Below are 22,156 nucleotides of genomic sequence, written 5' to 3' on the forward strand. Positions count from 1 at the left end.
TCACTCAGTCTTATCACCTGCTTTAGCATCCTGCTGTTGGGCTTGTTGATTTCGGTATTCTCGGTTTTTTTCCTGCTGACGCTGTGGTACGGCGGCAGCCAATCGAGCCTGTTTTTCTGCTTCTTTTTTGGCTTTCGCCTCTTCAACCAGCAGCTCTTCATGAGCAATCATCTCTGGCGTTTCCATCACATAGGGGCCAATGGCTCCAGTTCTTACATCATTCAAGAACACTTCAGCCGCTTTATGCATGTCTATTTTTCCACCTGCTCGTAACGCACCACGCTTAGAGCCAATCACTTTTAATACTTCAAAAGGGTCGCTACTCAGATCTTTAAGCTTATAACGCGTTACTAATGCATCTTGATAATCTTTAATGAAAAAACGCAGACCAACCAAGGCCACATCTTCATAATCAATCGCCGTATCACGTACCGCCCCCGTAACAGCTAAACGATAACTGGCGTCTGGGTTTTCTATTTTAGGCCAAAGAATGCCTGGCGTATCAAGTAAGACGAAACCATTCGTCACTTTTAGCTTTTGCTGTGCTTTTGTAACAGCAGGCTCATCGCCTACTTTCGCAACACGACGGCCTAATAAGGCATTCATTAAACTGGACTTACCGACATTTGGAATGCCAGCAATCATAGCGCGAATCGGTTTTTCTGCTGTGCCACGATGTGGAACTAACTGACTCACCCATTGAGAGATCTTCGCTACATCCGCTTTATCTTGAGTTGAGAAAGGGTGAGCTAAAATCGTATCATTCCCCTGCCAGTGCTCTAGCCACAACGCAAGACGTGCTTTATCGGCCAAATCTTTTTTGTTCAACAAACGCAGCACAGGCACACCTGCTCGCAAGGTTGTTAGCATAGGATTTTGACTTGAATCTGGAATGCGCGCATCCAACACCTCGATGACTACATCGACTTGCGTCATCACCTGTTCGATTTCTCGACGCGCTTTGTTCATGTGTCCTGGATACCACTGAACGCTCACCCCTATTTACCTCTCTGTATTGCATCTATTTTGCGGTTGCGCAGTCTATCATAACTTCTTCAAGAAGGTGTGAATAAGTCCTCTATATATATGGTTCCACTTTTTTTAAAAACAAATCGTTAAAGGCATTGCGAATAATCGCCTCCAATAGAACCTTTATCTTTTTGCTGAATCTTTTTGTGATCTACATCAAAACAAAAAATACTCGTCTCTTTAAGATAGACCTTATCCGATTGGTCTGACGCATTTTTAGTCAAACAAATGCCACAACGCCATGAGGATATTCTCTCGATTGGGCCTTTGTGCCCCGATTAGCCAAGGCTGTGTGTGGCCTTGGCTTTTTTTATGCCTGTTGATCAACAAATGCCAACAAGTCAGGATACAGATACAAAAAAGGCGCTTCTCCCTGGGCCAATACCTCTGGTAATTCCTCGATAAAAGGCTGTAAATGTTGGCCATGCCGCCAACGCCTCATAATAGACCGAATGGCATTTTCTACTCCTTGCTGCGTTCCTAAATCAGCCAGCCAATTACGCTGCTCTAAGGATCGAATCATCTTTTGCAATCGCTCTGGACAACGATGAGCATCCGCCACCAGCTCCGTAACCGCATGCTGACAAAAAAGAGCCAAAGACATATCACTAAATTGTGACCAGTAACGAATCAGCCAGTAATCCATCACGATATCTTGAACAATACCAGCAAAACGACGTCTACCCGCTCGTGCCGTAGATCGAAACAAGATACTCTGCTCATGCTCGTCCACCATCACATCCACTTTTTGATGCAGACGCCAACCTTCCAACAAATCGTCTGGCAGAGTATCGACCTGGACAGAGAAATCCCCTAATAAATTCCCCGCAAATGAGGTTTGAGTTCGTTCTGCTATGTGTAAATGTGCAAAGTAATTCAAGCTAAATTCCTTTCGAGCAACCTATCATGACTAAGGGCTATACAATCAAAGTGCGCATTCTCTTCTTATTTGCTATATTTCGCGCTCATTTTTTGACATTATAGTGAGTTAACTGCTTGGACAAACTTCTCACAGTTTCTCAACATCATCTCGCTAATCCGTCTCGATGACTCAATGTTGAAAAATGGACAACACAGCCAGCACCCCATGATTAGAACCGATACACCCACGCGCAGTAGATAGCGCATAAATAGGAGTACTGAATAATGAGATACTTTGCCTTTTTGGTGTCTTTCTTGGCGCTTCTTATTAGTCAAACTCTGCCTGCTGCTACCTTACGCATGGCTTTCGACTCTGAGCCTATTTCCCTGGATCCGCAAGAACAACTTTCCGAAAGCACCTTACAGTTTTCACACATGGTCTTTGATCCGCTGGTGCGTTGGACACAAGATGGAAAAATTGAACCACGGCTTGCAACAAGCTGGAAACAAATATCGCCAAGCACCACTCGAATCTATTTACGCAAGAATGTTCATTTCCATAATGGCAATCTCTTTTCAGCAAAAGATGTGGTCTACACCATTGATCGTTTAAAACGCTCACCAGACTTCCGCGCCTTGTTCACTTCCATCAATTCAGTCACCAAGGTCAATGAATACACGGTTGATATTCATTGTAATCACCCAACCCCTTTACTACTTAATATCCTGACCTATGTCTTCCCCATGGATAAAAAGTTCTACGAAGGACGTGACCAAATTGTAAAATTTGGCCGCACTTTTGCTTCGCAACATACGTCTGGAACAGGCCCTTTTATCATCAAAGAGCGTGATCCAGGCGTGCGCATGGTGTTAGTCCGTAATAAAGATTATTGGGATACAAAATCAAAAGGCAATGTCGATAAGCTAATATTGACACCAATCAGAAATGACTCGACCCGTTTAGCCGCCCTGCTGTCTGGTGATGTGGATTTTATCTTTCCCGTCTCCCCCGTAGACATTGCCCGCGCAAAAGAAGCCGATAACATACAAGTCATCACTTTACCGACCAGTCGATTGTTACTGCTTCAACTAAATCAAAAACGCCGCAAAGAATTCCGTGATATTCGAGTTCGAGAGGCCATCAACTTAGCGATCAACCAACCCCTCATAGTGAAGAAAATCTTGAGAGGGTATGCCAGACCTGCAGGACAACTAAGTGCTCGCTCCCTTTTAGGCTATGTAGATACGATTAAGCCCGAATATAATCTAAAAAAAGCATTGCAGCTGATGAAAGAAGCAGGTTACCCACATGGGTTCCGAGTCAGCATGATGGCACCAAACAACCGCTATATGGATGATGAAAAAGTGGCTCAAGCCGTAGCCGCTATGCTGGGCAGACTGCATATTACAGTCGATTTAAAAACACTACCAAAAGCACAATACTTCCAACAATATGATGCTCGTGCCGCGGATATTATGATGCTTGGTTGGCAATCAGATACGATGGATTCAGATAATTTATTTGAGTTTTTAACCGCCTGCCCTGATGCTAAATCCGGTTTAGGTGCTTATAATGCCAGCGAATATTGTGTGCCTGGTATCAACAGTGAAATCACTCAAGCTAACCGGGAAATGAATCTCAAAAAACGCACAAAAATCTTGCAAAACATTGAAACCAAAGTCGCAGATTCTGCTGCGGTCGTTCCACTTTATTGGCAAGATCTGACATGGGCTGCGAAAGACAACGTGGGAATAAAAAGCATCGTTAATGAGCAGAATTACCCACATCTAGGGGACTTGGTCATAACGCCCCTTAAGTCAAATTAGTCGACATGATACAGATGACATAATACTTTATGAGTTTCATTAATATGCCCGCACAACATGGAGTTCCAAAGGACTGATGCTCACATTCCTTTTTCGTCGCTTAATACAAGCCTTCTTTGTTATGATCACCATCAGCGTGATCAGCTTTGCCATACAAGGAAAGCTGGGCGATCCTGTCCAACAAATGGTTGGTACGACTGTGTCACCCGCTGAACGCGCGCACCTCAGGCAAGAACTGGGCCTCAATGAGAGTTTTACGGTGCAATATTGGCATTTTTTAAAAAATGCCGCCCATGGTAACTTTGGTATCTCTTATTACTATAAAAAGCCAGTACTGGATCTTATATTTGAGAGAATGCCCGCGACACTAGAGCTGGCTTTTTGTGCCATTATATTGGTCGCCCTTTTTGCCACCCCATTTGGGATATATGCCGCTATCCGGCCACGTAGCATATTGTCTCGTTTGATCATGGCATTTAGTACCCTTGGACTGTCTGTACCCATTTTTATTGTTGCCATATTTTTAGTCTATGTATTTTCTATCCAACTGCATATTGCACCAAGCTTTGGCCGTGGACATACGATTGATGTATTTGGCATATGGAAAAGTGGCCTTTTTACGAAAAGCGGCCTGCACCATCTCATGCTTCCTAGTATCACTCTCGCTTTTGCCCTAATGCCTATTTTTATTCGTTTAATACGCTCAGAAATGATGGAAGTACTGCATTCAGAATACATTCGCTTTGCTTGGTCCAAAGGCCTATCAACCAATCGTATTTACTTCGTCCACGCGCTAAAAAACACCATGCTACCCGTTATCACCATTGGAGGAATTCAGGCAGGCACACTGATTGCCTATACCATTCTAACGGAAACCATTTTTCAATGGCCCGGTATGGGATTTTTATTCATAGATGCGGTGAGCAGAGTCGATACACCACTCATCTCTGCCTATTTAATGGTAGTAGGCGGTATCTTTGTAACAACCAACACTGTCGTTGACCTCATCTATGGCTTGGTGAACCCAACCGTTAAATTAGAGAATCATGGATTATGAGCTACTTAAAAAAGGACATTATCCCCCCTTCTGCTGGTAGTCGACGGCAGCGTATCTGGTGCGGTTTTCTAGGTGACAAACTGGCAACCTTAGCCCTAGCAGTGTTTATTTTTTATTGCATCATTGCATTATTCGCGCCGTTACTTGCACCTTATAATATTAACAGTCTTAACTTTATGGACTTGAATAACGCGGAAATCGCACCAAGCTGGATCAGTGGCGACCCGCGTTTTTTACTTGGGACAGACGCTCAGGGACGTGACTTATTATCCGTTATTTTGTACGGCACTCGACTCTCGCTAACCATTGGGATCTGCGCGGTTCTCATCCAAGCCACATTAGGCATATGCATTGGTTTAACCGCTGGCTACCTAGGTGGGCGTGTCGATAATTTTTTGATGCGCTGTGCCGATGTTCAACTATCCTTCCCCACTATGATGGTAGCCATTGTTTTTTTGGCTATTTTCCAAGCTCTATTTGGTATAGAGCTTTATCAGCAATTGGCCATGCTGATGTTGATCTTAGTTATTGGGTTAGCAGAGTGGCCGATATTCGCTCGAACCGTACGTGCTTCGGTATTAGCTGAAAAGCAAAAGGAATACGTTGACGCAGCGCGTATTATGGGCATTAGCACAAAACGTATTATGTTCAAGCATATTTTACCTAACACCCTATCGCCAGTATTGATTATTTTCACCGTGCAAATAGCCAGCGCGATTGCAACAGAAGCCGCCTTATCCTTTTTAGGATTAGGCATGCCTTCCTCTGACCCTTCTTTGGGCTCTCTCATATCGGCAGGGTTTAGTTACATGTTTTCTGGCTCTTGGTGGATTTGCATACTTCCCAGTATTGCCTTAATTGTCTTAATTTTAGTGATGAATCTATTAGGTGATTGGCTACGTGGCTATCTCAATCCAAGGACGTACAGGGATTAACTATGAACTTACTAACCGTCAATAATCTGAACGTCAGTTTTCACATCAAGGGCATTGAACTGGCTGCCTTAATCGATGTGAGCTTTACTCTGAATCGAGGAGAGCGCATTGCTATTGTTGGTGAATCGGGGGCAGGCAAATCTATCCTTGGGCTCTCTATCGTTAATCTTTTAGATAAGCCAGGCTACATCAAATCGGGTTCTGTCAAACTAGAAAACAAAGAACTTAGTAAAATGAATACGCGTCAACTGCAAGAGATACGTGGCAAACGTATTGCCATGATCTTTCAAGACCCCATGATGACGCTAAACCCAGTGCTCACCATTGGCGCTCAATTGGTCGAAGCCATTCGTAGCCATACACGCATTTCTTTTAAAGATGCCAGAAATATTGCCATAGAAAAACTTCATAGTGTACAAATTGCCTCTCCAGAACGCCGTTTTGATCAATACCCCCATGAACTTTCTGGCGGTATGCGCCAACGCGTGATTATTGCCAGTGTGCTATTACTAAATCCAGATATCATTATCGCAGACGAGCCAACCACCGCACTGGATGTGACCATTCAAGCAGAAATTATTCAACTATTATTAGATGTTTGTCACGACAACAGTATGGCTTTGATTCTCATCAGCCATGACCTTGGTGTAGTGTCGCGCGTTGCGGAACGCACATTAGTCATGTACGCAGGACGAATCGTAGAGGAAGCCCCCACTCTGGAGCTGATAAATGACCCACAACACCCCTACACCCAAGGTTTGCTCAACGCTCTTCCGCAAATGTCATTACCAGGACAAAGGCTCAATCAAATACAAGGCAACATGCCCGCATTGAATGATCGCCCTAGTGGTTGTGCTTTCCACCCTCGATGTCCTTATGCCACGCAAAAGTGCCGTTCAGAACAGCCTAACTTTATCTACAATGGCATCTCAAGCGTCTCCTGTTTTCTCGTAGAAGACATGCTGGAAGAAGAAAACTCAGAAGAAGACAGCTTGGACATAGAATACGCGACATTTCATGATGAGGGACAACTATGAACACCACACCTCTCATCCAAATCAGCCACCTTGAAAAATCGTTTATAACCAAAAGCAGTTGGATCGGACAATGGCGACTCCGTAGAGGAAAAATACGCCGCAGCAAAGAAAGTGTACACGCGCTGAACGGTGTTAACCTAACAATTAACCAAGGGGAAACACTTTGCATTGTGGGGGAAACGGGTTGCGGCAAATCCACCCTTGCTCGGGTTCTCATGGGGCTAACACCCGCCACCAGCGGTGAAATACATTACCAAGATCAACGTATCGACCACCTAAACGACCATAAACGCATGATGTTTCGTCGTCGCATGCAAATGGTCTTCCAAAACCCTTATGCGTCGTTAAACCCAAGAATGACTGTCTACCAAACATTAAGCGAACCCATCGCTTTCCACAATCAACAGCTCAACCGTGCGGAAATAAATCTTCAAATAGAAGACTTATTAGAATCCGTTGGGATTAGTCCTTCCAGCGCAGATCGTTATCCACATGAGTTTTCTGGCGGCCAGCGTCAGCGAATTAGCTTGGCACGGGCACTCTCTGTCGAACCTGATTTCATTGTGGCAGATGAGCCACTATCGGCCCTTGATGTCTCAGTACAAGCACAAGTGCTCAATTTAATGATGGACAAACAAGAGGAACGTAATCTTACTTATCTATTTATTACCCATGATCTTGCCGTGGTAGAACATTTTGCTACACGCGTTGCCGTTATGTACCTTGGCAGAGTCTGTGAGCTCGCCAGCACTAAAGCACTATTTAGTTCCCCCAAACACCCCTACACTCAGGCGTTATTGTCTGCTATTCCGAGATTAGACAGCAATATGACGCAACCGATAAGATTGATCGGCGAAGTGCCTACACAAATTGAAAAGCCCATTGGTTGCGTATTCCAAGCCCGCTGCCCTTACGCTAACCAACGTTGCTATGAGACATCACCCAAAATGCTGCGCCAAACAGACGGCAGCAGTGTGGCCTGTCATGCTATCGAGGAGGGTCGTTTATCGTGATGACACCCGACCTACAGCAAACATCCCATGGGGGTCTCTCATGGAAATAAGATGGCTTGAAGATTTTATTGCCTTGGCAAAAACACGACATTTCTCCCGCGCAGCTGATGAGCAAAACGTGACTCAACCAACCTTCAGTCGCCGTATTAAGCTACTTGAAGAGGAGATGCGTGTTACCTTGATCGACCGCAACACTCTTCCACTCTCGCTCACACCAGCGGGGGAAGTCTTTTTACAAAGCGCGGAGCTGATTACCCGTCAACTGCGTGATACGAAAGAGCGCTGCCAAGAGATTCGCAAGCAAGAAGAATCACAAATTCGCTTTATTTCAACACAAACGCTCTTTTTGAGCTTTTATAAAGACGCCATTGAACCCTTTTGCAACAGCATCAATATGGACATGGACGTTAATATGAAATCTAGCTCTTGGCTCGGCATTGACTTCGTTAACTCATTAGTGAATAAGCAATGTGACTTGATGCTATGTTATTGGCATCCTGCCATCAACTTTATTCGCGCACTAGATGAAGAGCAATATGAGCACTTGGTTATTGGGCAAGAAACACTGATTCCATGCAGTGCCACCGACTCGAACGGCGAACCTAAATTCCAATTACCAGGCATGAGACGCAAACCGCTCCCTTATATTGGTTATTATGAAAATTCCTTTTTACAGCCGATTATTACTCACCATCTACAACGCCAAAGGGATGTTCCACAGCTACAAACGCTCAATGAGAACTATCATGCCATTAGTGTTAAAGCCATGGTGAAAGAAGGTTATGGTGTAGGCTGGATTCCGAAAAGGTTGATGTCTGACACGCTTAATTATGGGAGAGTCGCGCTCGCGGGAGAAGAAAACTGGCATATTCCATTAGAAATACGCCTGTACCGTTCACGCTTTAACACGAACCCCAACCTGAACCAGTTTTGGCAGCTATTAAAAGAGCACATTAGCCGTACTAATCAGCTCCTATAAAATCGCAACGCCTAACATCTTGTCTACATAGGGATGACAACGACTCAATGGTCGCTATCACCCTGATGTTGATTCAAAGCCATAATGATCGGATCACTTGCCATGGAGTTGGCCCCCAACGCTTTACTGAATAGGTAACCTTGCCCGATATCACAGCCATATTCGCGCAATAAGTCCAATTGCGCTTGATTCGTTATCCCCTCGGCAATGACTTGCAAATTCAAATCATGGCTCAAACGAATAATTGCCCTTGTCAAAGCCGCGTGACTTTGATCTTCAATTATGTCTCGGATAAAGACTTGATCAATTTTAACACAATCAAATGGCAAATCTTTTAGATAGCTCAAGCTTGAGTACCCTGTGCCAAAATCATCAATCGACAACTTGATCCCCAAGCGGCTTAACTGCCTCAATAATTCCGCACAGCCTTTAGCGTCTTCAATTAAAATCGATTCTGTGACTTCAAGCTCTAGGGAGCATGGTGAGACATTGTATTTATCTAACAGCCCCAAAAGATTCGTTAAAAATTCAGGACGTTTTAGCTGAACAGCAGAAACATTAACCGCGATAGGAGGAACCTGGAGACCTTCTTGTTGCCATTCCACAATATGACGACAGGCTTGTTCAAATGCCCAATCCCCCAAAGCCAGAATGACCCCAGTCTGCTCCGCTACTGGAATAAACTCAGCTGGTGATACCACCCCTAACTCTTCATCATTCCAACGCATTAATGCTTCCATGCCAACACAGCGCTCAGTTTTAAGATCTACCTTAGGCTGAAAGTGCAACTCTAAAAATTCATGCCGTAAAGCACGTCTTAACCGATTTTCAATGCGCACGTTTCGGACAAACTGCGCCCCCATCTCTTTATCATAAAAACGAAACGAAGAACGACCTGCCAGCTTGGCCTGGTACATGGCCATATCCGCCTTCTTCACTAAGGTTTCCGAGTCATGCCCATCTTCTGGATAAAACGCCACTCCAATGGAACAACCAATATTTAAGTTACGATTATCAATGAAGTAGCTCTGGCTAAGCTGAAGAATCATTTCTTTCAACATGTTATCGACAGAAAAGTCATCTTGCTCCTCCTTGAATTTAATCAGCACCAAAAACTCATCACCACCTAGACGCCCCACCAATGCATTATCAGGCAAAACAGAGGTCAAACGTTGTGATACCTTAAGTAAGAGTTTATCCCCTGTCTCGTGTCCAAACGCATCATTAATGGTTTTAAAATGGTCCAGGTCCAGAAATAATGCGGCCAATTTGGACGAGCTCTCTTTACACTCGACCAGTAAATGGTCGAATTGCTTTTGCACATGATAACGGCTCGATAGCCCTGTCAATTCGTCCCTCTCAATGCGATAACTAATGGAACGCAAGCTTTTTTTGTAGGCAAAATAAAACATGCGAATATAAGACCCCATCAAAAAAGCCAATAACAAAGACACCAATAGAGGCAAAAATACCCGAAACCAATTAATGGCATGATTAAGTCGGTATGGGCAGGTATCGATCTGCCATTGACGACCACCATAGGAAAAAGAGTAGCGATTGAATCGATCTTTCTGCCAGAGCGAAGAATCGTTTCCACTCTCACTGTCATAGACAAGGATACCTGGCGCCTCTTTATCCGTCGTATCCGTAATGCGAAAAGCTAACCCATTCGAGCCAGCACCCAGCCCTCCTAAAAAGGGCTTAATCTTCACATGCAAACCTACAACCCCATAGAATCCATTCTCATCAGTGAAATTATCCCCTCTCAAATCGATCGGTAGATAAATGGAATGGTGTATCAACAGGGCATTCGGCGCTAATATTTGTTCCTTTGGGCCTTTATTAAAACCAATATAGGTAGGCTTAGACAGCAACAAACTGTGATTATTACGTGCTAATATATTCTGCTCGCGATCTGTAAAATAAGGCGAAAAAAGATCATACCCAAGAGGAAAATCGTTTGGTGAAGTATATGTTAGAGGCAAGTATTCATGGCGATTGCCTGGTGGAGTAATAGCAAAATAAGGGTCCTTCATGAACTTTCTTTGTTGTTGTTCATATTGCTGCTTATTCTTTTGCCCGACATATTTAGAGAAAAAATACACGGTTTTTGGGCTATGGAACTCACTGCGTAAGCTGGCCGTCATACGATCAAACTGTTCAGGGTTCATAGGCCCATTCAAGGACTGGATAAACGACACCATGGCAGAGACTTGTATGCCTTTCTTTTCCAAAGCAGTATAGATTTTTTGGACAAATACCTGGCCTGCTTTAAATTGACTCACTTTAGATTGTTCTAATTCATAAAAATAGTTTGTACAAGACACCACCAGACCGCACAAAACAATCAAGCAGGAGACTACCCAATATGAACTCTTTAAATGACGCTTCGAATAGAACATTCTTCACCATTTTGAGTATAGCAAGCTAATATTAAGTTCAAATAAATCCCTCTTCTATACAACTAAGCCAACCAGAATAAGCAAACTAGGTAGGATCTGAATAGCAAGTTTTTATCTACATGCCTAGACAGTACATTCCCCATCGCTCCCAACATACATGACGTTTCATATTAATAGGCTGCAATTTAAAAACTTATAGATACAACGCCTTAGTACTTTACATAAAAGAGCATATTGAGACACGTAATTATTTGCAAAAGCCAGCAATTTAAAACAATTTCTGCTATTGTTCGCAGATTCATTATTCTGATGTAGACAGGCCTTTTGTGACCCAATTTTCTCATTCTTCCAATCTATCCCTTCCTAGTCCATTAACCGCCCTGCTTTCTGACATGGGGTTTACCGCATTCACGCCGATTCAAGAGCAAAGTCTGCCACCTATGATCGATGGCAAAGACATTCTGGCGCAAGCCCAAACAGGCAGCGGAAAAACCTTAGCTTTCGCGATTGGCCTGTTATTAAAAATTAACCCTCGCTTTTTTGGGGTTCAAGCCCTAGTTATGTGCCCAACACGCGAACTTGCCGATCAGGTTTCCAAAGAAATTCGCAAAATCGCACGCTATTTAGATAACATCAAAGTATTGAGCCTCTGTGGCGGTATGCCATTTGGGCCACAAATTGGTTCATTAGAACATGGCGCGCACATTGTTGTCGGTACGCCCGGACGCTTACTAGAACACCTTCGTAAAGGCACCTTAAAGCTCAATGCGCTCAACACGTTAGTATTAGATGAAGCCGATCGCATGTTGGATATGGGCTTTGTGGACAGCATTCGCGAAGTGGTCGAACTGACACCAACTAATCGCCAAACGCTTCTCTTCTCCGCCACTTACGGTGACACCATTACGGAGTTAAGTCATGAATTTCAGAAGAACCCTGTCTCCATCAAAATTGAAGAGCAAGAAAGTCTAAAGCCAAATATCGAGCAGTTCTTCGTACGCAGTGAAAATGCAGACAAGTGCGAGACTCTACTAGCGACACTACAACATTTCACCCCACGCCAAGTGATTGTCTTTTGTAATACCAAGGCGGAATCTCAAGCGGTCGCGGATTGGTTGGATGACCATAAAGTCGCATCACAGGCCATTCATGGCGACTTGGAACAAAAGCAACGTGATCAAGTTCTCGTCAAATTCAGTAACCAAAGCAGCTGTGTATTGGTCGCAACCGATGTGGCAGCACGCGGTATTGATGTGAAAGAAATCGACCTTATAGTGAACTACGACACCACTCGTGATATCGATGTGCACACCCACCGTATTGGCCGTACAGGTCGTGCTGGGGCATCCGGCATAGCCGTTAATCTTGTGACCAATAAAGAAGATTACAAAGTAAAAGATATCGAGGAACGTTTTGGCATCACAGCAAACTTCTTAAACCTAGACGCAGCGGATCCGAGTTATCGTCTTGTCCCTGAAAAAGCCACCATCGCGTTTGATGCTGGTCGTAAGAATAAGCTTCGCCCTGGTGACATCCTTGGCGCACTAACGGCGGGCCTTGGTCTAGATAAGTCCCAGGTAGGCAAGATCGATATTTTTGATTTTCACGCCTATGTTTCTGTGGATGGTCGTGAAGCCAAACGTGTTGTGAAAGAATTGGGAAATAAGAAAATCAAAGGTCGTAATATTCGTGCACGCATTCTTCGCTAATTTTACTGATTAAAGTGGCAAGCAGCATCTCCTAGGAAAGGCATCGTGGAAACTCGCAACCAGCCTATTTGGCAATCGACTAAAGTACAATGGATAGGCTTCCTTCTAGGCTGGGTAATGATTAGCATTGCCACACTTACGCCCATGGATGAACTCCCGCCAGTGCCCGGTACGGATAAACTTCATCATATTCTGGGATTTGCGGGATGGTCCTTTCTCTGCATGTTTGGTTCTCGAAAGCGTTTTTTTGTAATGGCTTTATTTATCTTCTTCTGGGGCGGTGCCATTGAAATGATTCAGCCCTATGTTAACCGTCATCGTGAATTTGCCGACTTTGTTGCCGATGGGGTTGGCGTTCTATGCGTCTTACTCCCTGCCATTCTAATTACTCGACAACGCTCCTAACCCCTTAAAGAGGATTCACAAAAGGTAGAAACGAAGATAAGACAAGGAAAAAATCGCCGAAAAAGCGGACTTTATGCCTATAAATGAGCATTTTGAGACGTTTTTTTAACACAGAATGATCAAGCGCAGTAGTGTTGCGACATCCTCTCAAAACCATTGGTATAGAATCTGCATATAAAAACAACCTTCTGATGGTGGCTTTTTATTGCTAGTCTTTTGCAATTGCCTATGTACAACACATCAGATAATCAATTTTATTGCAAGAAGGGATTATACTATGACGCTATCGGACACCTTCTCATCGAAAGAATTCTTAACCTCGCTTTTCCAAGCCGCCCTAGACATTGCTCAACCCAATAAATGTGTTCCTCGCTACCTTCCAGAAAAAACCGAAGGTCGAACCATTGTCATTGGTGCTGGCAAAGCGTCTGCCGCGATGGCACAAGCCTTAGAGGGTGTATGGCAAGAAAACTATCCAGAGGATGCATTATCGGGTGTGGTTGTCACACGGTATGGTTATGCTGTTCCTTGCAAGCAAATTGAGATTTTAGAGGCCGCACACCCTGTTCCCGATGCTGCGGGATTAGCTGCGTCAAAACGCATTTTAGAAACGGTTTCGGAGTTAACCCCTGAAGATCAGGTCATTGTGTTGATCTCTGGCGGTGGTTCTGCGTTGATGCCTCTCCCTGCCGAAGGCATTAGTCTTGAAGAAAAACAAGCCATCAATCAAGCCCTGCTAAAAAGCGGTGCTAATATTATCGAAATGAACACGGTTCGCCGTCACCTGTCGGCTTTAAAAGGCGGACGACTAGCCGCTGCCTGTTCCCCTGCTAAAGTCACCACCTTATTAATCTCCGATGTGCCAGGAGACGACCTACCGTCCATTGCATCCGGTCCGACAGTAGGCGATGTGACTACCTGCCATGATGCTCTGAATATTATCGAGAAATATCAAATCCCTGTTTCTCAAACCATTCTAGATAACCTATCGAATGGCGCTTACGAAAGCATAAAACCAGACGATAAACGCCTCACGAATTGCACGACAACCATGATTGCCACGCCTCAAATGGCCTTAGAAGCCGCCGCCCAACGCGCACAAGAATGGGGCATTCAAAGTCTTATTTTAGGAGACAGCATTGAAGGAGAGTCTCGCGAAGTGGGTCTGGTGATGGCAGGCATTGCACGACAAGTCGCCACCTTTGGCCAGCCTATTAAGCCACCGTGCGTGCTACTCTCTGGTGGTGAAACGACGGTAACAATGAAAGGCAATGGTATTGGTGGGCGCAATGTGGAATACCTTTTATCACTCGCCATCAGCTTGCAAAGCCGATCGGGGATTGCCGCACTTGCTGCCGACACAGACGGTGTAGATGGTGCTGCCGACATCGCGGGCGCCATCATCGATGACACCACACTAGAACGAGCCTTTCAGGCGCAACTCGATCCCGTCGCTTACTTAAAAAACAATGATGCTCATCGTTTTTTTCGAGACCTTAACGATTCATTAGTAACAGGCCCAACACTGACCAATGTAAATGATTTTCGCGCTATTTTTATTCGCTGAAACACGATTAGTGAGTGCCCTACTCTCTGTCCCAAAAACCTGCCCCAAAATAGTGTCAAACCTTTTCATTTTGGGGCAAAAACATGATGAGCAACAAAGGTTTGACAAACATTAACCTATCGGTCAAAGTTTACCTGATATGGCCACCATTTTCAGGAGAAACACCGTGATCCAATTTTTATTAAATCAAGAGCTTCGCCAAGAAGACAATCTGGATCCAAACACCACGGTGTTGAGTTATCTACGTAACACGTTAGGAAAAACAGGTACCAAAGAAGGCTGTGCCTCTGGCGACTGCGGCGCATGCAGTGTTGTCTTAGCCGAGGTTATTAATGGCAAACTACGCTATCGAAGTGTGAATTCCTGCCTAACCTTTGTCTCTGCTCTACATGGTAAACAGCTCATTACCGTTGAAGACTTAAAGCATCAGCAGACACTTCATAGCACACAACAAGCCATGGCGGACTGTCATGGCTCTCAGTGTGGTTTTTGTACCCCTGGTTTTGTCATGTCTCTGTTTGCCCTGCAGAAAAACGCCGACAGTTACGATGTTGCCCAAACCAGTGAAGCCTTAGCGGGCAATTTATGCCGTTGTACGGGCTACCGCCCTATTTATGACGCCGCCCAGCAAAGCTGCTCAAACAAGCCGTCAGACCACTTTGATGCTGTTGAAGCGCAAACCATTGCAAGACTGCAAGCCATTGCCCCCCAAAGTGGCACTCAATTCGCAGGCAAAGGACATCAAGCCTATTTACCAACGAGCACCGCCGAACTTGCCGAGCTTTATCTCAACCATCCTGATGCACACCTCCTGGCTGGCGGTACCGACCTTGCCCTTGAAGTCACTCAATTTCATCGTGAACTCGGCACACTTATCTATTTAGGCAATGTGTCTGACATGCAGCAAATTGTCGAAACTGACAGCTATATTGAAATTGGCTCAGCGGCCCCGTTAACTGACTGCTACCAAGTCTTAGCAAAACATTATCCAGATTTTGGCGAACTGCTACATCGCTTTGCCTCATTACAAATTCGCAACCAAGGTACTCTTGGCGGCAATATCGCCAATGCCTCACCCATTGGTGATTCGCCGCCATTATTAATTGCCTTGGACGCGCACATCCAGCTAAGGCAAGGAGACAAAACCCGCCGGATTCCACTGGAAAGCTACTTTTTGGATTACAAAAAGACAGCTCACCAATCCAGTGAATTTATCGAGAAAATTATCATTCCTAAACCAAACGCTGCGGTATTTAAAGCCTACAAGGTCTCTAAACGCATTGATGATGATATTTCCGCCGTTTGCGCGGCAATCAATATTCAGGTGGCAGACGGAAAAGTGGTGGACGCTCGTTTAGCCTTTGGGGGCATGGCACCGACGCCAAAGCGCGCCTCCCATTGCGAACAAGCCCTAGTTGGTCAAGCATGGACACAAGAGACGATTGAGCAAGCTTGCAGCGCCCTCGTAAAAGATTTCACCCCACTGACGGATTTTCGTGCCAGCAAAGCATATCGACAGCTGGTCGCGCAAAACCTGCTGCGCAAATACTTTGTTGAAACCACCACGGCGTCCCAAGATTACCTGACAACGCGAGTAACGGCCCATGTCTAATCATTCAGCCCCTCAACTTAGCCAAGCCGAATTGGAAACCTTGTTTAAGACCCATCTTAAAACGGGTGTTGGTAAAGGCATCAAACACGAAAGTGGCGACAAACACGTCAGTGGCGAAGCCCAATACATAGATGATAAATTAGAATTTCCGAATCAACTGCATGTGTATGTTCGCACCAGCGATTACGCCCACGCCAAAGTGACTAATATCGACATCTCAGAATGCCTTACCATGCCAGGTGTGGTGAAAGTCGTCACCGCAAAAGATGTTCCCGGTGACTTGGACGTTGGACCAGTCTTAAAAGGCGACCCTCTGCTGGTAGAGGAACTTGTGGAATACTACGGTCAGCCCATTGTCGCCGTTGCGGCGACCAGCCACGAAGCCGCTCTAAAAGCCGCGAAAACCATTAAGATTGATTATCAACCACTAGCTCCCATTTTGGATGTGAAAGAGGCACTAGAAAAAGAGCATTTTGTTCAAGAAAGTCACCAGCTTAAACTGGGTGATAGCGCCACAGCGCTTGCACACGCCAAGCATCGCTTTCAAGGCGAACTGCACATCGGTGGCCAAGAGCACTTTTATTTGGAAACTCAGATCGCCTCCGTTATGCCAACCGAAGACGGTGGCATGATTGTCTACTCTAGTACGCAAAACCCAACCGAAGTGCAAAAGCTGGTGGCGAGCGTATTGGGCATATCCATGAATAAGGTGCTGGTGGACATGCGCCGTATGGGCGGCGGTTTTGGCGGCAAAGAAACCCAAGCCGCGCCGATTGCGTGCTTGTGCGCGCTGGTGGCTCATCTCACCGGACGCCCAACCAAAATGCGCCTGCCACGTATGGAAGATATGACCATCACAGGCAAACGCCACCCCTTCTATGCGCGCTACGATGTGGGTTATGACGATGATGGCCGTATTTTGGCGCTTGATATGGACCTTGCCGGGAACTGTGGTTATTCGCCCGACTTATCTGGCTCCATTGTCGACCGCGCCATGTTCCATGCGGATAATGCCTATTTTATTGAGCACGCAACCATTACCGGCTATCGCTGTAAAACCAACACCGCATCCAATACGGCTTACCGTGGTTTTGGTGGCCCACAGGGCATGGTACCAACGGAAGACATCATGGACGCCATTGCTCGTAAATTGGGTAAAGACCCTTTAGATGTGCGTCGATTAAATTATTACGGTAAAGAAGACCGAAACATCACGCCTTATCACCAAATCGTCGAGCACAATATTCTGCCGGAAATCACCGACGAGCTGTTGGCCAGCAGCGATTACTACGAACGTCGCGAAGCCATTAAAGCCTTTAATGCAACTAGCCCTATTTTGAAAAAAGGCTTGGCACTGACACCAGTGAAATTTGGCATTTCTTTCACTAACTCCTTCCTCAACCAAGCGGGAGCGCTGATCCATATTTATACGGACGGTACCATTCATCTAAACCATGGTGGAACCGAAATGGGTCAAGGCTTGAACACTAAGGTTCAACAAATCGTAGCCGAAGTGTTTCAAGTTGAAACGGATAAAATCCAAATCACCGCAACCAATACAGAGAAAGTACCGAACACCTCACCTACAGCTGCCTCGTCTGGTACCGATCTAAACGGTAAAGCGGCACAAAATGCGGCACTAACCATTAAGCAGCGCTTGATTGATTTCTTAGCGGGTTACTACCGAGTCCATCCAGAGGAAATCGAGTTCCGTAACGGACAAGTCAGAGTGCGTGAAACCTACTTGTCGTTCGAAAGCTTAATAGAAATGGCTTACGTCAATCAGATTTCCCTATCGAGCACAGGTTATTACAAAACGCCGAAGATCTATTACGACCGGGATAAAGCCCGTGGTCGCCCCTTCTACTACTTTGCTTATGGTTTAGCCTGCTGCGAAGTCTTAGTAGACAGTTTCACTGGCGAATATCACTTTACTCGTACCGACATTCTTCATGATGTAGGTGCCACATTAAATCCTGCCATCGATATCGGCCAGATTGAGGGCGGCTTTATTCAAGGTATGGGCTGGCTCACCAGTGAAGAGTTGGTTTGGAATGAGCAAGGTCGTCTTATGACAAGTGGCCCAGCGAGCTATAAAATCCCTGCCATTGCGGATATGCCAAATGATTTACGAGTCGCCCTTGTGGAAAGTCGCAAAAATCCAGAAGATACGGTGTACCATTCTAAAGCCGTGGGCGAGCCACCTTTTATGCTTGGCATTGCCGCGTGGTGTGCTATCAAAGATGCCGTGGCCTCAGTGGGAAACTATCAATACCATCCTGATATTGACGCCCCTGCGACACCAGAAAGAGTGCTAATGGGCATAGAGGCCATTCGCAAACAAATGAAAAACGCCTAAGAGAGACACAATGAGCCAATTGAAAGCATGGCGCGCCGCCATCGTACACTGTATTGCTGATCCAAAAGAAGTAGGCACTGAAAACGCTTACGAATACTTTGCAGACGGTTTATTAGTGGTTGATGGCGATACCATCCGCGCCGTTGGTGATGCAGAAACACTATTACCCACTCTGCCACACGATATGTTGACTGAACATCATCCCGATGGTTTGATCACTCCTGGATTTATTGATACCCATATCCATTATCCGCAAACGGATATGATAGGCTCTTATGGCGAGCAGTTGCTAACTTGGCTAAACACTTACACCTTCCCTGAAGAAGGTAAGTTTGCAGATAAAACTCATGCTCGTGACGTTGCAGAACGCTTCCTAAAAGAATTACTGCGCAACGGAACAACGACCGCGTTAGTCTTTGGTACGGTTCACAAAGTGTCTGTAGAAGCCTTTTTTGAAGCTTGTGAAGAACAAAACTTGCGTATGATTTGTGGTAAGGTAATGATGGATCGTAACGCACCAGATTACCTGACTGACACGCCGGAAAGCAGCTATCAAGAAAGCAAAGAACTGATAGACACTTGGCATAATAAAGGCCGATTACATTACGCTATTACGCCTCGCTTTGCGCCAACCAGTTCAGATGAACAGCTACAACTGGCGGGTCAATTACTAGGGGAATACGATGATGTCTATATGCACACTCACCTCTCTGAAAACGTGGACGAATGCGCTTGGGTTCAAGACTTATTTCCAAATAGTAAAAACTACTTGGATGTCTATGACCAAAACCAGCTGTTAAGCGAGCGTTCTGTGTTTGCCCATGGTATCCACTTGTGTGACAGTGAATACCATCGCCTACACGAGACTGGCTCAGCGATTGCTTTCTGCCCAACCTCCAACCTATTTATTGGTAGTGGCTTGTTCAAATTGAGCAAAGCAGAGGAATATAATGTCAATGTGGGCATGGGCACCGATGTGGGCGGTGGAACCAGCTTCTCCATTCTGCAAACCCTAAATGAAGCCTATAAGGTGGTTCAACTGCAGAATGAAAACCTCAACCCCATTAAATCGCTTTATCTTGCGACCCTTGGTGGTGCCAAAGCCCTTCGCCTAGAAAATAAAATTGGTAACCTTGTTGCTGGTAGCGAAGCCGACTTTGTGATCCTAGATAAGAAAGCCACGCCATTACTAACATCACGCCTTGCTCTTGCTCAATCCATTGAAGAAAGCTTGTTTGTCTTTATGACCCTTGGTGATGATAGAGCGATTCAAGCCACCTATTCCGCTGGGCAATGTGTTCACCTGCGTTAAGGAGTTTAGCAAAGAAAAACCGCTCCCTTGAAGTGGTTTTTCTTTATTCTTTTCACACTCACATATGAAAAGAATGGAACATTTTGCCATTGTTGTGGTCTCAATCATCATGAAAAATACTCTTATCCTTTATTCCAGTGTCGACGGTCATACACTTAAGATTTGCGACACCATTGCTCGTCATCTAGAACAACAAGGCCATCGAGCACACTTGATTGCTATCGAACAAGCAACAACCGAAATGCTCATTCAATACGGGAAAATCGTTATTGGTGCCAGTATTCGTTATGGCAAACATCGTAAGAATCTTATTGAGTTTATCCGTTCGAACAAAGCCATCTTAGACGATAAAACCTGCTGTTTTTTTAGCGTCAATCTCGTGGCACGTAAAGCCGATAAAAACACACCTGAAACCAACCCCTATTTGCAAAAATTACTACAAAAATTAGACTGGCAGCCTAGCTTATTAAGCGTTTTTGCAGGGAAAGTGGATTACCAAAAGTACGCCTTTTTTGATCGAATCATGATTCAACTGATTATGTGGATGACAAAAGGCCCAACCGATATCAACAGTGTAATCGATTACACCGATTGGCAAGCAGTTGGTACATTTAGCCAGCAAATAGCGGAACACTAAAAGACAGAAAAGAAGTCTGCTAGACTAGTAAGAAATTCGTTTAAGGAAGCTACTATGAACTTAGCTGTGATGGCACTGGGTGCCTTTGCTATTATATTTGTCTTTTTTGCATTAATCATTGCTTTGTTTTTGTTCAAAAAGCACAGAGAAAAGAAATAGCAGACAAAACTTCCATACTTCTTTCCCTTTCCTCATGAATTTTTCCTTATGCCTCAGGGTATGGTAGCTATACCTAAGTAAGAAGATACTTGGACACTACGATTGCCTTCTTTAGCAAACACCTTGTAGGAAAAACATGAATTTACTATTACTATCTGGGAGCTTTCACTCCCAAAGCAAAAGCCTAGCCATACTCAAATCCATTGAAAATTTACTGTCTGGCCATACAACCGAAACCCCCAAACTCGATACCTTGCCTTTCTTTAATGAAGATCTAAACAGAAATAAACCAGCTAGCATCGTGGGATTAATGGACAGTATTGAACATGCCGATGGCATTATCATTTGTACGCCAGAGTACAATCACAGTATTCCAGCGGTATTGAAAAATGCCTTAGATTGGGCCTCTCGTCCCGCGTTTAATTCCTGTTTAAAAGACAAGCCTGTCACCATCATTACGCAAGCAGATAGCCCTGTGGGCGGCGCTCGCGCTCAGGCTCACGTAAAATTGATTATGGATGCGATTTTGTCTGACATCCACGTATCCCATGAGATGATGATCTCACCTGTGAGTCAGGTCGTTACAGATGGCGTGGTAACAGATGAAAAAACACTTGCCCGTCTAGAAAGACACACGTCGGACTTTTTACGCTTTATTGAAAAGCGCCGCTAGGTCATGGTGAAACATAGAGAAGACGCTTCACTTTCCAAGCGTCTTCTCTTAACAACGCTTCTTTTCACAAAGAGATTTAAGGGTATAGCCTGACAATCCCCGTCTTGCCTTCCATATCCCCGACAATCCAGACTTTCTCAAACGCATGAGGTTCCGGAATAGTAATGAGGTGCTCAAGCGCTTTAATCTCACTTTTACTCCATGCTGGATGCGCATTACGAATCACCAGCCACACTCTTTTTGAGTCATAACGCTTACCGGATTTGTTTTCTAATATACGGTTTAACGCTTTTAATAATCGAGAATTGACCTCATCGTGAGCTAGATCTCTGATAGCCTGCCGAGTTTTATTAGTGAGTTCCCGCCCAAGAATCGCCATTGCTTCTTCTTCAGAGCCATATAAATGGGCAATTTCAAGATCTAAGCGCTCGCCTTCCAGCATGCAGGACACATCTGGTCGAATCGGTTCATTGTGCCAGATATGACGAATAGGCTTACCGGTATTTTTCTCATACCAGCGCATGAAAATCTTGGCTGCTTGATGCTCAAGCTCGATTTTTTCTTCTTCACTTTGATGCATAAG

18 protein-coding genes are annotated in these 22,156 nt (G+C 44.9%); 14 read left to right on the forward strand and 4 right to left on the reverse strand.

What is annotated here, in order from left to right:
- Together ylqF and MSP8886_RS09365 are read right to left on the reverse strand one after the other, a co-directional pair.
- On the reverse strand, positions 1-996 hold the full coding sequence (gene ylqF / locus MSP8886_RS09360; RefSeq protein ID WP_067015461.1) for a ribosome biogenesis GTPase YlqF: 996 nt from the start codon (positions 994-996) through the stop codon (positions 1-3).
- Positions 997-1,339: 343 nt separating this feature from the next.
- Positions 1,340-1,909: an acyl carrier protein phosphodiesterase gene (locus MSP8886_RS09365; protein ID WP_067015465.1), complete on the reverse strand. Its 570-nt coding sequence runs from the start codon at positions 1,907-1,909 to the stop codon at positions 1,340-1,342.
- Positions 1,910-2,175: 266 nt separating this feature from the next.
- Here MSP8886_RS09365 and MSP8886_RS09370 point away from each other — a divergent pair, with 266 nt between their 5' ends.
- From MSP8886_RS09370 to MSP8886_RS09395, 6 genes are all read left to right on the forward strand, one after another.
- Positions 2,176-3,717, forward strand: coding sequence for an ABC transporter substrate-binding protein (locus MSP8886_RS09370; protein ID WP_067015468.1), 1,542 nt, complete (start codon positions 2,176-2,178; stop codon positions 3,715-3,717).
- 76 nt (positions 3,718-3,793) lie between these two features.
- A complete protein-coding gene (locus MSP8886_RS09375; protein ID WP_067015471.1) occupies positions 3,794-4,774 on the forward strand; it encodes an ABC transporter permease in 981 nt (326 codons plus the stop codon).
- Complete coding sequence (locus MSP8886_RS09380) at positions 4,771-5,709, forward strand: ABC transporter permease (protein WP_067015474.1); 939 nt, start codon at positions 4,771-4,773, stop codon at positions 5,707-5,709. Before MSP8886_RS09375 ends, MSP8886_RS09380 begins: the two co-directional genes overlap by 4 nt.
- A 2-nt stretch (positions 5,710-5,711) precedes the next feature.
- Entirely contained in the window at positions 5,712-6,746 is a 1,035-nt protein-coding gene (locus tag MSP8886_RS09385) for an ABC transporter ATP-binding protein (RefSeq protein WP_067015478.1), read from the forward strand.
- Positions 6,743-7,759: an ABC transporter ATP-binding protein gene (locus MSP8886_RS09390; protein ID WP_067015482.1), complete on the forward strand. Its 1,017-nt coding sequence runs from the start codon at positions 6,743-6,745 to the stop codon at positions 7,757-7,759. Before MSP8886_RS09385 ends, MSP8886_RS09390 begins: the two co-directional genes overlap by 4 nt.
- Before the next feature lie 40 nt (positions 7,760-7,799).
- The gene (locus tag MSP8886_RS09395; RefSeq protein ID WP_067015485.1) at positions 7,800-8,738 is read left to right on the forward strand and encodes a LysR family transcriptional regulator; all 939 of its coding nucleotides are present in this window, start codon (positions 7,800-7,802) and stop codon (positions 8,736-8,738) included.
- A gap of 44 nt (positions 8,739-8,782) precedes the next feature.
- Here the strand turns inward: MSP8886_RS09395 and MSP8886_RS09400 are convergent, their stop codons facing one another.
- Positions 8,783-11,023 carry a bifunctional diguanylate cyclase/phosphodiesterase gene (locus MSP8886_RS09400; RefSeq protein ID WP_175365293.1) on the reverse strand — a complete coding sequence of 747 codons (2,241 nt, stop codon included), beginning with the start codon at positions 11,021-11,023 and terminating at the stop codon, positions 8,783-8,785.
- Positions 11,024-11,466: 443 nt separating this feature from the next.
- On the opposite strand from MSP8886_RS09400, the gene dbpA reads away from it, so the two are divergent.
- The 8 genes from dbpA (at position 11,467) to MSP8886_RS09440 (ending at position 21,573) form a co-directional block, all read left to right on the forward strand.
- Entirely contained in the window at positions 11,467-12,849 is a 1,383-nt protein-coding gene (gene dbpA, locus MSP8886_RS09405) for an ATP-dependent RNA helicase DbpA (protein WP_067015491.1), read from the forward strand.
- A gap of 45 nt (positions 12,850-12,894) precedes the next feature.
- On the forward strand, positions 12,895-13,254 hold the full coding sequence (locus tag MSP8886_RS09410) for a VanZ family protein (RefSeq protein WP_067015494.1): 360 nt from the start codon (positions 12,895-12,897) through the stop codon (positions 13,252-13,254).
- A gap of 277 nt (positions 13,255-13,531) precedes the next feature.
- Positions 13,532-14,821 carry a glycerate kinase type-2 family protein gene (locus MSP8886_RS09415; RefSeq protein ID WP_067015497.1) on the forward strand — a complete coding sequence of 430 codons (1,290 nt, stop codon included), beginning with the start codon at positions 13,532-13,534 and terminating at the stop codon, positions 14,819-14,821.
- A 166-nt stretch (positions 14,822-14,987) separates the two neighbouring features.
- Positions 14,988-16,433: a xanthine dehydrogenase small subunit gene (gene xdhA, locus MSP8886_RS09420; protein WP_067015500.1), complete on the forward strand. Its 1,446-nt coding sequence runs from the start codon at positions 14,988-14,990 to the stop codon at positions 16,431-16,433.
- A complete protein-coding gene (gene xdhB, locus MSP8886_RS09425) occupies positions 16,426-18,792 on the forward strand; it encodes a xanthine dehydrogenase molybdopterin binding subunit (RefSeq protein WP_067015503.1) in 2,367 nt (788 codons plus the stop codon). The genes xdhA and xdhB overlap by 8 nt, the downstream gene beginning before the upstream one ends.
- Positions 18,793-18,802: 10 nt before the next feature.
- Positions 18,803-20,104 carry a guanine deaminase gene (guaD, locus tag MSP8886_RS09430; RefSeq protein ID WP_067015506.1) on the forward strand — a complete coding sequence of 434 codons (1,302 nt, stop codon included), beginning with the start codon at positions 18,803-18,805 and terminating at the stop codon, positions 20,102-20,104.
- 109 nt (positions 20,105-20,213) lie between these two features.
- The gene (hemG, locus tag MSP8886_RS09435) at positions 20,214-20,741 is read left to right on the forward strand and encodes a menaquinone-dependent protoporphyrinogen IX dehydrogenase (RefSeq protein WP_067015838.1); all 528 of its coding nucleotides are present in this window, start codon (positions 20,214-20,216) and stop codon (positions 20,739-20,741) included.
- Positions 20,742-21,036: 295 nt separating this feature from the next.
- The gene (locus tag MSP8886_RS09440) at positions 21,037-21,573 is read left to right on the forward strand and encodes an NADPH-dependent FMN reductase (protein WP_067015510.1); all 537 of its coding nucleotides are present in this window, start codon (positions 21,037-21,039) and stop codon (positions 21,571-21,573) included.
- A 76-nt stretch (positions 21,574-21,649) separates the two neighbouring features.
- On the opposite strand, the gene MSP8886_RS09445 is transcribed toward MSP8886_RS09440, so the two are convergent.
- Positions 21,650-22,153, reverse strand: coding sequence for a hypothetical protein (locus MSP8886_RS09445; protein ID WP_067015514.1), 504 nt, complete (start codon positions 22,151-22,153; stop codon positions 21,650-21,652).
- Positions 22,154-22,156: the final 3 nt, after the last annotated feature.

The organism is Marinomonas spartinae (assembly GCF_900089775.1).
In the GTDB taxonomy this organism is placed as follows: domain Bacteria; phylum Pseudomonadota; class Gammaproteobacteria; order Pseudomonadales; family Marinomonadaceae; genus Marinomonas; species Marinomonas spartinae.